The sequence below is a fragment of the Colwellia sp. RE-S-Sl-9 genome, from assembly GCF_048296855.1.
GTDB lineage: Bacteria > Pseudomonadota > Gammaproteobacteria > Enterobacterales > Alteromonadaceae > Pseudocolwellia.
In genome coordinates, this window is the sequence record NZ_CP182631.1 from 3,953,711 (window position 1) to 3,968,755 (window position 15,045).

The 15,045-nt window shown below is 35.7% G+C and carries 16 protein-coding genes; 7 read left to right on the plus strand and 9 right to left on the minus strand.

Annotation, left to right across the window (positions count from 1 at the left end):
- Positions 1 to 27: 27 nt before the first annotated feature.
- The 3 genes from leuA to ACM9HF_RS17120 form a co-directional block, all read right to left on the minus strand.
- Positions 28 to 1,578, minus strand: coding sequence for a 2-isopropylmalate synthase (leuA, locus tag ACM9HF_RS17110; protein ID WP_473611960.1), 1,551 nt, complete (start codon positions 1,576 to 1,578; stop codon positions 28 to 30).
- Positions 1,579 to 1,904: 326 nt separating this feature from the next.
- The gene (locus tag ACM9HF_RS17115) at positions 1,905 to 3,398 is read right to left on the minus strand and encodes a capsule assembly Wzi family protein (RefSeq protein ID WP_473611962.1); all 1,494 of its coding nucleotides are present in this window, start codon (positions 3,396 to 3,398) and stop codon (positions 1,905 to 1,907) included.
- A 143-nt stretch (positions 3,399 to 3,541) separates the two neighbouring features.
- Positions 3,542 to 4,132, minus strand: a complete 591-nt coding sequence (locus tag ACM9HF_RS17120) for a TIGR04211 family SH3 domain-containing protein (protein ID WP_473611966.1) — start codon at positions 4,130 to 4,132, stop codon at positions 3,542 to 3,544.
- A 290-nt stretch (positions 4,133 to 4,422) separates the two neighbouring features.
- Here ACM9HF_RS17120 and ACM9HF_RS17125 point away from each other — a divergent pair, with 290 nt between their 5' ends.
- The 7 genes from ACM9HF_RS17125 to ACM9HF_RS17155 are packed head-to-tail and all read left to right on the plus strand — an operon-like array spanning position 4,423 to position 10,322.
- Positions 4,423 to 5,925, plus strand: coding sequence for a CYTH domain-containing protein (locus ACM9HF_RS17125; RefSeq protein ID WP_473611970.1), 1,503 nt, complete (start codon positions 4,423 to 4,425; stop codon positions 5,923 to 5,925).
- A gap of 36 nt (positions 5,926 to 5,961) precedes the next feature.
- A complete protein-coding gene (locus tag ACM9HF_RS17130; protein WP_473611973.1) occupies positions 5,962 to 6,489 on the plus strand; it encodes a hypothetical protein in 528 nt (175 codons plus the stop codon).
- 3 nt (positions 6,490 to 6,492) lie between these two features.
- A complete protein-coding gene (locus ACM9HF_RS17135) occupies positions 6,493 to 6,684 on the plus strand; it encodes a hypothetical protein (protein ID WP_473611977.1) in 192 nt (63 codons plus the stop codon).
- Between the two features lie 28 nt (positions 6,685 to 6,712).
- Positions 6,713 to 8,296 carry an apolipoprotein N-acyltransferase gene (lnt, locus tag ACM9HF_RS17140; protein WP_473611981.1) on the plus strand — a complete coding sequence of 528 codons (1,584 nt, stop codon included), beginning with the start codon at positions 6,713 to 6,715 and terminating at the stop codon, positions 8,294 to 8,296.
- Positions 8,283 to 8,582, plus strand: a complete 300-nt coding sequence (locus ACM9HF_RS17145; RefSeq protein ID WP_473611985.1) for an acyl carrier protein — start codon at positions 8,283 to 8,285, stop codon at positions 8,580 to 8,582. The genes lnt and ACM9HF_RS17145 overlap by 14 nt, the downstream gene beginning before the upstream one ends.
- A complete protein-coding gene (locus tag ACM9HF_RS17150) occupies positions 8,575 to 9,813 on the plus strand; it encodes a beta-ketoacyl-[acyl-carrier-protein] synthase family protein (protein ID WP_473611988.1) in 1,239 nt (412 codons plus the stop codon). The genes ACM9HF_RS17145 and ACM9HF_RS17150 overlap by 8 nt, the downstream gene beginning before the upstream one ends.
- Before the next feature lie 23 nt (positions 9,814 to 9,836).
- Positions 9,837 to 10,322 carry a GNAT family N-acetyltransferase gene (locus ACM9HF_RS17155; protein WP_473611992.1) on the plus strand — a complete coding sequence of 162 codons (486 nt, stop codon included), beginning with the start codon at positions 9,837 to 9,839 and terminating at the stop codon, positions 10,320 to 10,322.
- Positions 10,323 to 10,379: 57 nt separating this feature from the next.
- On the opposite strand, the gene ACM9HF_RS17160 is transcribed toward ACM9HF_RS17155, so the two are convergent.
- The 6 genes from ACM9HF_RS17160 to ACM9HF_RS17185 form a co-directional block, all read right to left on the minus strand.
- Positions 10,380 to 10,838, minus strand: coding sequence for a potassium channel family protein (locus ACM9HF_RS17160; RefSeq protein WP_473611997.1), 459 nt, complete (start codon positions 10,836 to 10,838; stop codon positions 10,380 to 10,382).
- Between the two features lie 44 nt (positions 10,839 to 10,882).
- Positions 10,883 to 11,206 carry a hypothetical protein gene (locus ACM9HF_RS17165; RefSeq protein ID WP_473612001.1) on the minus strand — a complete coding sequence of 108 codons (324 nt, stop codon included), beginning with the start codon at positions 11,204 to 11,206 and terminating at the stop codon, positions 10,883 to 10,885.
- A 3-nt stretch (positions 11,207 to 11,209) separates the two neighbouring features.
- Positions 11,210 to 11,851, minus strand: a complete 642-nt coding sequence (locus ACM9HF_RS17170) for a hypothetical protein (protein ID WP_473612005.1) — start codon at positions 11,849 to 11,851, stop codon at positions 11,210 to 11,212.
- 88 nt (positions 11,852 to 11,939) lie between these two features.
- Positions 11,940 to 12,629 carry a PspA/IM30 family protein gene (locus ACM9HF_RS17175; RefSeq protein WP_473612009.1) on the minus strand — a complete coding sequence of 230 codons (690 nt, stop codon included), beginning with the start codon at positions 12,627 to 12,629 and terminating at the stop codon, positions 11,940 to 11,942.
- A gap of 26 nt (positions 12,630 to 12,655) precedes the next feature.
- A complete protein-coding gene (locus ACM9HF_RS17180) occupies positions 12,656 to 13,069 on the minus strand; it encodes a YjfI family protein (RefSeq protein WP_473612013.1) in 414 nt (137 codons plus the stop codon).
- A gap of 152 nt (positions 13,070 to 13,221) precedes the next feature.
- The gene (locus ACM9HF_RS17185; RefSeq protein ID WP_473612017.1) at positions 13,222 to 14,931 is read right to left on the minus strand and encodes a polyamine aminopropyltransferase; all 1,710 of its coding nucleotides are present in this window, start codon (positions 14,929 to 14,931) and stop codon (positions 13,222 to 13,224) included.
- Between the last annotated feature and the right edge of the window lie 114 nt (positions 14,932 to 15,045).

Below are 15,045 nucleotides of genomic sequence, written 5' to 3' on the forward strand. Positions count from 1 at the left end.
AGTTCGTTTTAAATACTCTCAATATTTTTACTTGTTAGCTTTACGTTCTTCACGTAAGGCTGCTATGTGTTTTGCGCGTTGAATTGCGTTTAGTGCAGATATCAATGCTTGTCCTGACGCTTCAATAACATCAGTAGCAATGCCATAACCATGAAAGTTACGCTCTTGCCATTTTACCACTAAATTAGCTACACCTAAGCCGTCTTCACCTGCACCTTTATTGGATATTTTATAATCAGCAACTTCAATTTCTTCATCTACGGCTTTTTTAATGGCTTGATACAACGCATCAACAGGACCATTACCGGTAGCCGATTCTGTTTGGATTTTATCTCCTACACTTAATTTAACGCCAGCTGTTGCAAATTCACCACTACCTGATTGAACATTAATGTTTAGAATTTCGTAATGTTCTTGGCTGTCTTGTTGTTGAATATTAAACAATAATGCTTCTAAATCATCATCAAATACTTGGCCTTTTTTGTCTGCCAATTTTAAGAAATCTTCATACAATGCTTCAATGTCGAAATCGTCTTCGTTGTAGCCTAATGTACCCATTCTGTGTTTAATCACATGGCGACCACTTCGAGAGGTTAAGTTTAATTTGGTTTTGCTGATGCCGACACTTTCAGGAGTCATAATTTCGTAGGTGTTAGACGCTTTTAACATACCGTCTTGATGAATACCTGAAGAATGACTAAAAGCGTTACTGCCCACAATAGCCTTATTTGGCTGTATTGGCATGTTACATAAATGGCTAACTAGCTTAGAGGTACGAGCGATCTCTTGATGGTTAATATTGGTATGAACATTCATTAAATCTTGACGAGTTTTCATGATCATCGCAATTTCTTCTAATGAACAGTTACCTGCACGTTCACCAATGCCATTGATAGTACATTCAATTTGACGGGCACCAGCTTGTACCGCAGAAATTGAGTTAGCTACCGCTAAACCTAAATCGTTATGGCAGTGTACTGAAATTACAGCTTGATCAATATTAGGAACACGGTTGAATAATTGTGTGATAATTCCACCAAATTCGTTAGGTAAAGTGTAACCTACAGTATCAGGAATATTGATAGTTGAAGCGCCTGCTTTAATAGCATTTTCAACCATGCGACATAAGTTATCGATTGGTGTACGGCCAGCATCTTCACAAGAAAATTCAACATCATCGGTAAGGTTACGTGCATATTTAATCGCATGAAGCGCCATGGCTTCTACATCATCAAAACCTTTACGTAATTTTTGTTGTACGTGAACATCAGAGGTTGAGATAAATGTATGGATTCTAAACTGTTCTGCAACGCTCATTGAATCAGCACACGCTTGAATATCAGCTTCAACTGCTCGTGATAAACCACAAACAATAGAGTTCTTAACTGTACGAGCAATTTCTTGTACTGAGTGAAAATCACCCGGTGAAGATACAGGAAACCCCGCTTCAATAATATCTACACCTAAGCGCTCTAACGCTTGGGCTATTTGGATTTTTTCGTTTACTGATAAACTCGCAGTTAATGCCTGCTCGCCGTCTCTTAAGGTCGTATCAAATATTATTACTTTGTCATTCATGGTTATGTCCTTGGCGGTTATACACTTAAGTACGCGGGCAAAAAAAAACCCGCGAATTATAGCGCGGGTTTGATATTTATTCTTTATAAATTTTAAACAATAATAGACCATCCGCGTATTTTACATACGAGGAGAAGTAAGCTGTTTAATGAAAAATTTATATTTTGCATATTATATTTGGTTAAATGTCTTAAAAATAATCTGTTAACGTTTAATGCGTTTTTTAATTGGGTTATTAGTATCAAATTTATACATATATAGTCAAACAATAAATAATAAAAAAGTAGTTTAAATAGGAATATGAAATAACGATTAACTTTATTAAATTATAAATTGTATTCAATATTTAAAAATGCATTAAAGTCACTATCATCAGAAATATCATTATCAAAAGACGATTGGCTGTACTCACTCCCAAGTGTAAATCGCCAATTTCTATAGCTATGTTGTATTTTAGCTGAAAGTGTAATCATATCTTCTGCTATTGCTGTTAATGGATTACCAACGATAGGATTACTAGGTGCTTTGTCTGAATTGTCGTAGTTTAACGATAATTTTCGCAATTTCAATTCCATATGAGTATCGGTTTGTAATTCAGAGATAATACCTAATACCATTGCTTTAGCATCGTTATCGTATATATGACCTATAGTTCTTTGTTCATAGCGCATACCCGTTGCATAGGTGTGATGCTCATTGAAGCAATCACCTGTGTCAATATTGTTTGTATCCGTGCAGTCAGCGTAGGTATCACTAAACTCAAAATACATAGTTGAAGGTTTGTTGAAAGGTCGAATATGAGTATCTAAACCAATAAGAGTTACAGGCTCTGTTAAAAAGCCAAATGAAGAATGATTGTCGCCATCTTCAGCGTAGTATTGTCCGTAAAGGGAAAATGGCGTATCAAATGCGTTAAAAGTGTAACGTAAGTCATATCCTGCTTGTTGATTTCCCGGCTCTTGTGAAACCTCTCCAGAACAATCAAGTCCTCCAGCGCCACAATTATCTTTACCTATTAACACATTCCAAAAGGTTGATGCGTCTTTAGGTCGTCCTTCTCCACCCCATTGAGCGAGTCGAGTTATGCCTATTTCTAGGTTATCAAAAGGTTTGAAATTTAATCTAAATCCCCATAATAAAGTGTCTTTAATAACTCTGTCATCGTCCATCATGCCCATGAAAGAAGTTACTGTCCAAGGAATGCCATAATCAGTAAAAGGTATAATAAATGGGAGAGACTCTTTTCTGGTTAAGGAAATTGTAGGCATAGGTCTCGCATTATTTGTAAGACTTAAATTACTGTCCCAACCATTTCCCCACCAACGATCTTGCATGCCTATTGTCGCAACCCAGTTTCCGACAAAAGTTGCAATATAACTGCCGTCATATCTTATTTTTCCGTCATCTGAATGGTTGTAGCTTGTTGACAAGTTTAAAGCGAATGAGTCGGTCATCCATGAAGTGCGAATACCAATATTGTTTTTTTCACGAAAGCTATCACCAAAGCTAGTAAAACGTTTGTCTTTTAATGATGTATTTAGTTCTATAGTTTTTTGATTGTTTTTTGCTAGCTTAAATTGATGCATTACATAGTTGTAAGAGCTTTGTGCTTTTTCATCTAAAGCAGTTATTGGTGCTTTTTTGAGATCATTAACAATATTTATCCACATTAAGGGATATGTGGTTGTTGGTGTTTTGATCATGCCTAAATCTGCTAAGTGTTGAATGTTAGCTCGAAGAAATATATTTGATGTATCTACCCAAGGTTCTGCAAAGCTAGGCAGAGAGAATAAAGCTAAAAGATAAATGTATTTTTTCAATTTTTTAGTAGTCTTTAAGTTATTGAAGATGAAGAGAATGTATTTAAAAGCCTAAACTTGAAGAAGAATAGAATACAGTATTTGTGAGCTGTATTCTATCTTAGGAGGATAATATGAATAAAATAATAAATTGTTTTGAAATGTTACTTCCAGCTATTCATGCTACTTTTTTTATTTGAAGAAAGTCGAGGAAGAATCAAGCCTAAAACTAAGCCAATACATAAAACGATAGCACCATTAAAAAACCATTCTTTTTGTATGTTGGTATCTTGATCTTTTAGTTTGAGCTGTACTTCACTGAGGCTTTTGTTAAGTACTGAAATTTCGTTATTAAGTTGAGTTTTTTCACTGCTTAATCGGTCAACATTTTTGTTTGCACGTAAAAGACTCTCTGTAACTGAACCCGCATTACTTTCTAGGTCGGCTAATTTGGCATTGAGTTGAGCAATAACCACTCGAAGTCCTGCTTTCGTTGAAACGTATTGGCTTTCTAACCAAACAGTTCTCCCTTTTTCATCAATAACTTCTGAATATTCGTTACTGTTGTTACCTGTGATTTGAACTTCAGCACCTGAGGTTACTGTGCCTAAAATGCGGTAGTTTTTACCAGGCCCAGAGTGAACAAATATAGGGAGTTCGTCAGAAATATATCCTACAGTCGTATTTTCTTGCGAGTACACACTTGAAGAAAGAATAAATAATAAACAGGTAAAAAAAGTTCTTAACAATGTCATGCGGTAACCAAATGCTTAAGTAATCGAGAATGACTGAAAATATTAGGGGTTTGCATCTTTGATAGCAAGTAGAAAGGCAATTATTTTTGCTCTATTTCTGTATATTTTGTGTATACATGCTTAAACAGCTTAAATATGTGTAATTTAGTTGTTTAAGATGAGAGCATAATGTTGAAAAAGATTGCCTATAAGTACGAGCTTTTGTATTGTAGGGAGTTCATGAGTTATATGATTAATTACTTAACGTAGAAAATTAATATAGCGATTATAAATACTTAACTTGAGACATCATGGCGATAGAGATAGAGCTAAAATATTTAGTTTTTAGCGATAACACAACAGAAATCATTTCAACCTTATTATCAAAACAGAAGATTGACTATATTGAAAGCGTTACTCAATTGGGTAACTGCTATTTTGATACGCCAGATTTAAATTTAAGAAAACATGACATGGGCTTACGCATTCGTGAAAAAGACGGAATGCTAGAACAAACTATTAAAACAGCGGGTAAGCTGATAGGTGGTTTGCAGCAGAGGCCTGAGTTCAATGTACCTATTACGGTTAAGCAGCCTCAACTTGACTTATTTCCTACTGAAATTTGGAAATCAACCCAAAACCTTGAAAACATCCAAAAGCAATTAGTTTCATTATTTTCTACAGACTTTGAACGACACATATGGCTGATTAATACAGCAAAAGGTGGCGTAGTAGAGGTTGTTTTTGATCAGGGGGAAGTAACAAGTAACGGATTAGTTGATCCTATTTGTGAAATTGAATTAGAGCTGGTTCGAGGTGAGCTATCTGAATTGTTTGACTTAGCTGAATTATTTTTAACTGAACTCGAACTGAGGCCCGGTCTAAACAGTAAAGCCGCGAGAGGTTATGGATTGTGGAACGAAGCCAAAACCACGCTAGTATGCTCTCCGCTGGCTTTGTTACCGTTAAATCAAAATGAAAATATTAGCGAAGCTTTTCTGACTGGTTTAACTTCTGCCCTTAATCATTTACAAAAATCAGTAGAGCATTATATAGATGAGCCGGCTTTATCTGATTTAGCGGTAATTAAAGACACGTTAGCCTTGATGGAACATGGTTTTATCTTTTTTGAAGAACATTTATTAGAAGAGCTAGCTGAAATTAAAAATGAAATAGCTTATTTTGTTGGTGTTTTTTCATGGGTTGAACATCTTATTTACTTAAAAGAAATAGTTAATAAAACAGGTAACTACCGGAAAAAGCTTGATTACAGTACTGAACTTATTACTGAGTTGAAGTTAGAAAAAAGAAGGTTCCCTAATATAGATGAAGTAAAACAAGTTTTTCATTCTCAGCGATTTAATCAATTACAACTTACTATTCTTAAACTTTTGATGCCAAATCAGAAGCTATTTTCTAGCAGCGCAGCCAATATAAATATACTAACTTTTGCGACTAATCAGTTATCAAAAAGTTTAGATGATTTAGTTAAGGCAATGCCTGAGGCTAAGTCTTTAACGAGCGAGCAGTATTTAGAGCAAAGTCCGTTACTCAATATTAGTTTGCATACAGGAATTTGGTTTGCTGGATTATTTAACGAAGAAGAGCGAAGTAAATACAGAGCGCCTTGGTTAGATATTCGAGAAGGTATTACAGAGTTACAAGTGTTATGGCTTATTCAACAACAACTTCAACGTTTACCTGAGCAACCGGCCAAATTAATGAATTGGCAAAAAAGTAAGGTAGACAATTTATTACACGCTTTAGATCATTCTAAACATAGCGCAATGTCTCTTGTACCTTATTGGTTGTAATTATTTGTACCGTTATAAAAAACGTAAGCTAAATCAATGAACAAGCCGTTATTATCTTTTTTTCGGGCATTTATGGTTTGGGTACTATTACTACAGCTGTTTGTTTGGTGGATTGATGAGAGTACTAGGCTTGCGTTTTTTATTCAAAGCTATCTTGCTGAAGCGGCAGGTTATTTAGGGAGCTTTTTTTTAGATAATATAAGTGTTACGGATAACAAACTTATTCATGCTAATACGCAAAGGTTTGTGATAGTTGACCATCAATGTACGGCATTATCGTTAATTGCTACGTTATGGGCTGCCATTTTTGCCTTGCAGTATAGGTGGCGTTTAAAAATATTAATGGCGATTAGTGCATGTTTTTTGATCCAAATTGAAAATATTATTAGAATTGTTCACTTATTTAATGAAATTAAGCACCCAATAAATCAATTTGAACTTTACCATTTATACATATGGCAGTTAGTTAATTTTACTTCTGCATTAGCACTTTTCTTTTTAATGAATTTGCTGGCAGAAAAGTATGAAACTCGAAGCTCAACAGAGCAGATAAAGCAAAGGTAGAAAATGTTTAATAAAGTTGTTGTTATATTTTTTATGATGTTCGTTTTGTTTGTCTCTCACCCTGTTTTGGCCGTGGGTGGAGGCGGAGGAACAGGGGGAGGAGGAAGTAGCGCAAGTGTACCTTACATGCATCCATTGTTTCATGTAGTACTTGTTGCGGTAATTGCTTTAGTTTATAAATTTAAAAATAAATAATCTGTTTATTGGATTATTATTTCTTCAAATGAAAAATCAAAAACAAGCTTTTGATTTACTTCTAGTATTCTTAACTGTAGGGCTATTTTATTTAGCTTTTCCTAGTGGTGGGTATGGTTTTTTAGCTTGGATTGCTATAGTTCCCACACTTTTTGCTTTGTATGGCGCTAAACCTAATTATGCTTTTACTTTAGCTTTATTAGCGGCCACCTTTGGTTGGTTTTGTAGTATTTGGTGGGTGATTCCTGGTATTGCAGATATTACCTATAGCCATGCTAATTTAATTATTCCTTTTGTTTTTCTGTTCTGTGTTGCTTGCGCTTTGCCTTATGCTATTGGCGCATGGTTTTATGTCGCTTTAAAGTGGAATGAGAGTGTTTTCGGTGCACTTAAAGCAGCATGTTTGTTTACAGTGCTTGTTAATTATATTCCTCATATTCTGCCCGGTAATATTGTTCATTCATTATATTTGTCGCCTATGCAAATACAGCTTGCTGATATTGGTGGTGTTGGGCTTGTTTTTTTTATTATTCACGCTGTTAGTTTTTTACTTGCAGGGTGTTTGATTGAACGAAAACGTAATAAGCAAAAAAGCTTACAGTACCTAGGCGTGGCATTGCTGTTTTTTATGGGGAACTTGTTATACGGATTTGTTCAGTCGGCATTGATTGAACAAGAGGTTAAAAGGCATCATAGCAATCAATTAATTATAGCAATGGTGCAACCTAATATAGATGTAAAACTGAGAACACGAGATGACTGGTTAACCGTAGCTAAGCCATTGCAAACGCTTATTCATCAAACATTGTCAGAACAACACTCTGATAACCTATTATCAAATAAACCCGATTTAATCATTTTTCCTGAAGTGCCAGTGCCATTGTCTTTTGAGTTTTTTGATTATGATAAAAAATTATTTAATGAAGCTATAGGTAACACACCTTTATTATTAACAGCGATCGAACCTATAAATAAAACCTTAAATGAGAATAATGGCTACTTTAATACCATTGAATTAATACAAGATAATCAAGTAACGTCACGCTACCAAAAACAGAAGTTATTGCCTATAGGGGAGTATCTACCCTTTGAAAAACAACTGCCATGGTTACGTAAAATGTTACCTTATGCGCCTAATTACAAGTCAGGCGAACACTCCCAAACATTACCTTTGTTGATAAATAATAATACGATTAATATTATCCCTTTAATTTGTTATGAAGCCATTTTTACAGATTTGGTTGGTAAAAGTATCAATACTCTTAATAGTTTAATGATTAATACCGTTAACGATGCTTGGTTCGCTAATACCGCCGGTGTTAATGTACATTTAGCCTTGTCATTATTTCGTACCATTGAATATAGAACACCGTTAGTAAGAGCGACTAATACAGGGATCAGCAGTATTATAAATGCGCAAGGACAGATCGTAGAAGGTTCTCTTATTGAGTCGAATAAACAAGCTATTTCAATCACTCAGGTTTACATAAAAGATATAGAGTCGTTTTATCAAAAATATCCTAATACGAGTAAAGTTATTTTTATACTCATCACCTTATTATCATTAATTGTCGACTGGAAAAAGGTTAAATTAAGCAATGAACACAAGTAACGTTAGCTCACTTACTAAAGCTAAAATCATCGATATTGTTTCTGAATATACTACTGAAGATTTGAAGCAGGTTTCCCATAGTGATTCGTTAGATAGTATTGGAATTGATTCGCTCTCGTTGGTTGAAATTATTTTTGATCTGGAGGAAGCTTTTGATATTAACATTCCTAGTGAGAATGAATTAGAACAGCAAGGTTTTAATTTATCTAGCCTTGATGATGTGGTTATTTTGGTTGAAAGCCTTGTTCAACAGAATATTCAAAATAAAGTCGATAATAATGAGTAAACGCATTGTTGTTACAGGTATGGGCGCTATTTCAGCCGCGGGTAATAATGTTAGTCGCTTTAGCGAATACCTTTTTGAAAACAACAATAACCTGATAAATACAATTGCACCTATTAGCTTATTTACGCCTGAGCCTCATCATGTATCAATGGCGGCAGAAGTTAAACATTATGATCCAGCCAAGAACTTTTCAAAAGCAGAGTTAAAACATTTTGATCGTTTTACTCAATTTGCTTTACTGGCCACTGATGAAGCAATAACACAATCGAAACTCGCTTTTAATGATAGCCCGTTAGCTCAACGTACTTGTGTTGTACACGGTACCAGTATTGGCGGACAAGAAACTATTGAACAGTCGTATTCATTGTTGTTTGAATCAGACAAAAAGCGTGCTCATCCTTTTACTGTACCTAAATTATTACCGAGTTCAGCCACTAGCCATATTTCAATGAAGTATGGGATTAAAGGCCCCGCGTTTACTACTTCATCGGCTTGCTCATCTTCAGGACATGCGTTGATCATGTCTGTACTAATGCTACGCAGTAATATGGTAGATGTTGCAATAACAGGTGGAGCTGAAGCTTGTATCACTTCAGGTAATTTTCATGCTTGGGACGGATTACGCGTGTTATCTCACGACACATGTCGTCCTTTTTCAGCGAATCGAAGTGGTTTAGTTATAGGGGAGGGCGCAGCGACCTTAGTATTAGAAACGTTAGACCATGCAATAGCACGTGGTGCCGATATCTATGGTGAAATTGTTGGTGTAGGTATGAGCTCTGACGCGCACAATATGATACAGCCATTGGCTGAAGGCGCTGAAATGGCGATGAATTCAGCCCTTCAAGATGCCAACATTCAGCCGTCAGATATTGCTTATATAAATGCTCATGGCTCAGGTACTAAGCAAAATGACAAAACAGAAACCTATGCGATCCATCAAGTATTTAAAGCGCATGCACTTCAGTTAAAAGTGTCTTCAACTAAAGCGATTCACGGTCACGTGTTAGGTGCTGGCGCAGCATTAGAAAGTATTGCCAGTATTTTAGCGATAGAAAAACAGCAATGTCCACCAACTCAAAATTTTGAAGAAAATGATGATGAATGTAATTTAGACTATGTTCCTAACCGAGCTAAGCCTCATACCATTAATTACGCAATGAGTAACTCTTTTGCTTTTGGTGGACTAAATACTTGTATCATTTTTAAAAAGTATATACCTAATATTTAATACTATTCAACAAGGAGAATAACGTGAGCTCTTTATCAATACGAACAGCTGTAAAGGGTGATGCAGCAACAATTTTATATTTCATTCGTGAATTAGCTATATATGAAAAAGCTGAACATGAAGTACTAGCCACAGAGCAAACGATAGCAGAGTCTATATTTACTGAAGGTAGCCATGTAAATGCCTTAATTTGTGAGCTTGAAGGTAAAGCCATAGGCATTGCTATTTATTTTTATAACTACTCAACGTGGTTAGCAAAACCGGGTTTATATCTTGAAGATTTATATGTATCTCAAGAGTATAGAGGTAAAGGCGCTGGCAAGTTACTGTTGCAGAAAATGGCACAAATAGCCTTAGAAAAAGGTTGTGGCCGTTTTGAGTGGAGTTGTTTAGATTGGAATAAACCTTCGCGTGATTTTTACGAGTCTATTGGTGCTGTTTCACAAGATGAATGGGTAGGTTATCGAATGTCGGGCAAAATGTTAGTCGACTTTGCTGCGGGGAAATAACTTTCCTGTATTCTTTGATTATTTCCCTGCATTCCTCATGATTTGATGAAATGAAGCCTAAGGTTTATTCATTTCATCAATTTTCTTTTCAAGCTCTAATAATTTAGCGTAAATATCCGCATTTTGTTTACGTAGTTCTCTGTTTTTAATATTGGTATCTGCAAATCCAAAAATGCGATTAGCGAAAATAGCACCTAACGTACCTAATGTACCTACACCAAGTAAAAACATTGTATATACAGCGATACGCCCCATGGTGGTAATAGGATAAACATCTCCAAAACCTATGGTTGAGGCCGACATAACCATTAGCCATATAGCATCACCATAAGTTTTTACAGGGGAGTTAGCGTTTTCTATTTCAAAAATATAGGTGATATGACCGAGAGATAGGGTGAGACACGCCATGACTAAAAATAGAAAACAGGTTAACACTAAAAAATTGTAATTTTTAACACCAAAATCATCTACTTTATACAAGTGTGTTTTTTCCATAACGGATTCAAATATTAACACCGTTCATCTCCTTATTCTTATTTTAACAAAGCTTTAAATGGCTATTATTTTTCATCATTAACGTGTTGTATCAAATCGTCCATCAATTTCTTTTTAATGTCTAATTGTTGATCTGGTGATAAGTTGTATTTTTCAGCAAGAAGTTCGTAATCAGCGGGCGCTAAACTTACCGTTAAACGAGGGCGTTTAGGACGTTTACTTGTAGGTAAACCTAGAATGTCACGTATTTGATCAGAAGGGCTTAAACCTGCTTCTAAGGCTTCTTTTCTAATAGCTAGTTGAATTTTTTCATCCATGTCAAAAGCCACTTGAACGGCTTTAACTACTTTAACAGATGATTCCCATTTTTCGAGTATTTTACGCGCCACGTGTTAACTTCCTGGATACATGTCAATAATATCGGTTGTTGGTCTAAACAAAGTTAAAAACACTTCAGTATCGCCGTCTTGCCATACTTCGATATCAATACCTCTGGTATCTTCTTTATCGAATAATGCGTATAGCTCAAATTGCTCGCCAGCGTCTTTCCCTTCATACGATGAAAGAGATTCTACTCGATTATCCTTTCGGTGAAAATAGCCAACTTGTGAATAGGTTTGTTGTTGATATTGATCGCTACTCCACTGAGATGTGCTATCTGAATCAGCTTGTCTTTCCAAAAAGGCATTACCCGGTTCGTCAAAGATTGTGGCAAAATCATCTAAATTGAAAAGTGTTTCAACGTCATTACGTTCTATTTTTAAAGAGAATTTAAGGTAGGTTTCATCATCAATATCTAGGGTAAGATAAATTTGAGTGTTGTTAGTGCCTTTTAGTACCCATTCCGTTTCGGTTTTGCTTTCGTATTCGTAACAGTTAATAGCTGATACTTGAAACTCTTGACCACGTAACGTTTCAGGTAACCCAAAGCTATCGCTAAGTACAATAATATCGTTTTTTTTGAGTTGATTAGCGTGTGTTAATTTACGTTCTACTTCTGCTTCTTTTTTAAAAATGTTTTTTAAAAAGCTCATATTTATCACCATAAAAATCGCTTGTTATTTGCATAACAAGCGATTGAGTCAGTATCTTTTTAGTCTATTGCTATAAAGCGACTAAAGTCTATTTTTGTTTCGCTTTTAAACGATCAAGAACTGAACTTGCGCTTGCGTCAGTTGCACCAATGCCTGCTTCTTTTAACTTAGCTTCAAGCGAGTTATCAGAATTTTCAGACTCTAATACTTCCGCAGCTTTCATTTGGTCATCAAATTTTTGCTGTTTAGCTTTAATGCGCTCTAAAGAATCTTTAGCACTTAATAACTTAGAGTTACTTGAAGAGAAGTTATCAGTAATAGCTGATGTTGCTTTTTGCACACTTTCAGTAGTTTTTACCATAGAAAGTTGACGCTTGTATTCAGCTACTTGACGCTCACTTTTCTTCACTAAGTCTTTTAAGCGATTCGCGCTACCTTCAAAACTATCTAAAGATTGCTGTTGAGTAGCTAATTCGCTTTCTAAAGCAGCAATTTTTTCTGCAACTGCTAAGGCTAATGTTTCGTCGCCTTTCTCTAATGCTTGAACTGCGTAGCCTTCGTGCTCAGTAATTTCACGTTTAACGCGGTCTACTTCACGGCTTGAAGCCATTTGCTGTGCCATAACACCGGTAAGGTCACGTTTAGCTTTAGTTAAATGGTTTTCAGCATCGCGAATTTCTTGTTCGAAAATACGAGTAGCATTTGCATCTACAATCGATTCACCTACTTCAGATGCACCACCACGGATAGCCGTCATTATCTTTTTGAAAATACTCATTTTATTACTCCTAATAAGGTGGTCGTTTAAATTAAAAAATCACTCATGTCGTCGATAATTTCAACGGCATTATTACTTAATACAGCAAGCTCGTGCTCAATATCGCTGTATGTTGAATTAATAGATAAAGCACCAAAAATTACATATTTGTCGCCTATTTTTGAAAATGATGACAAAGGCATAGGTATGTTCATTTCTAGCATACTTTCGTGCATTTCATGCAGCTTGTCAGACTTAACTTCCTCTGCACCCCAAAGGTAAGTAATGCAAAGAATTTGATCGTCAGACACCGATAAAAATATAGGTAACTCTTCACGGTCAATGACTGAAATTTGTAAAACATCAACTTCACCTGAAATGGGTTGGCAATCAAAAACCATTCCTGTTTCTGAACTATCTGCCATTGTATTTAGGTGGTTTGCTATCGTATGAATATTCATGTTGTTCCTCTTCATGTTAATTCTTCGCATTATCAATTATTAAAGTGATAATAAACGATTTTGCTAATCGACATATTATGTCAACGGGGTTAATTTAACACTTAGACATAATATGTCAAGCATGTTTTTTACTATTTTTTAAATTTATCTATTTATTGTAAGTAGGAGTTATTAAGTCCTTGCTGATCTTGCCATGCATTTTGATGTAACTGATAAATGGCATGACTACCTAAATAGTTAACGGGTATGCTTTCCTTGTTTTTATAGAAATTATGAGGAAATTCAAACGCGTTTTTAATCATAGGTAACGTTAGCCAAAAATGCTCAACGGGTAAAGCCTCTAATGCATTTAAACGTTGTAATGGGCTTGCTCCCATTTTACTGGCAATTGTCCAACCCCATTCACCAAAGCTAGGTACATTATCGTGATATTGCTGCACGGACGAAAAGTTTGCTGCTTCTAAGGTTTTTTGAACCGATATAAACGATTTTTTAGCATGATAAGGGCTGGTTGATTGCACCCCTATTAAACCATCTCCCGCAAGTAGTTGTTTTAGGCGAGCGTAAAAGTTAACTGAGTACAATTTGTTTAAGTCAGGATGGCTAGGGTCTGGTAAATCAACAATAATAGCGTCGTATGACTTACCTTGTGCTAATAAATCATCTATGGCAATAAAGGCGTCGCTCTTAAATACTTGTACATTTTTATGCTGCAAACTTTTTTGGTTTAGTGCACTAATTTGTGCAGCTAAAGAGACGGGAAGTTTCTTTTCGGGAGTGGTGAATATATCGATAAGCTCGTCGTCTAAGTCAATAAGCGTAACGTGTTTAGGTGACCATTGCAGTACATCACGAAGCGCAAGGCCGTCTCCGCCACCAATAATTAAAATGTTATCTTGTCGGGCTGAGCCTGCCAATACAGGCGCAACTAAATAACTGTGATAAATAAACTCGTCTGAAGATGAAAACTGTAATCGTCCGTTGAGGTAAAAACCAATGACACTGCCTTGTTCTACGCCCATATATCGTTGAGTAAAAGTAAGTTGCTGAAATTTGGTTTTGTCTGAATACACCACTTTGTCGAGATAGAGCAGGTTATTCATTTGGTTTAACCAAGTATTACCTTGTTGATATACAACCCCTACAACAACAAATAACATAAGGTGAAAGGTAATAAGGGTTTTTTTCCACGTGAGTTTTTTCCAATAGTAAAGGATAAAAATACTACCCACGAATAAGTTCAACGCGGCAGTTAATGCACTGGCTTTACTAATATCAATTGTTAATAAAAATAGCACCCATACAGCAGCACCTATTCCTGCGCCAATGTAGTCGGCGCCATATATAGTGCCTATGTTATTTTTTAAATGTTTCTCGTGTATTTCTTCACGAATTCGAGCAATTAATGGAATCTCCATTCCTATAAAAAAGCCCAGTAATAAGCCAAAAAAATATGGGCTATTAAAAGCAATAAAACTCAGTTGTTTAAAAAGGCCACCACGGGGCATCGCATCGGGTGGTAAAGAAAACATATCTGAAATAAGCAACGGGAAGGTTTGGGTTATGGCAATAAAACCACCAATAATTAAAATAGATAAACTACCCAATATCGCAATAATAAGTTCTAACCATACAAATCCATTAAAAGCACAGGTGATTTTACGTGCTGCAAAAGCACCTAGCCCCATCGCGACAATCATTAAGCCGATCATGGCATAAATGGTACTTTCCATAGCACCTAATACACGCCCTGCATAATGAGAAAGTAAATACTCATATATAAGTCCGCAGCCAGCTAAAATCGCCATAGCTAATATAAGAAACGTGTCGTGCCAGAGTAAGGAGGTTTTATTGGTATTCATGAAGGCTTAATAGGTAAATGTAAGTTAAAAAAGTAAGCCGTATAGAAATTATACGGCTTTATTTGAAAGGAGAGAGCGTTAAACACAAACGTGTCGTTTTATTAACTTTTAGTT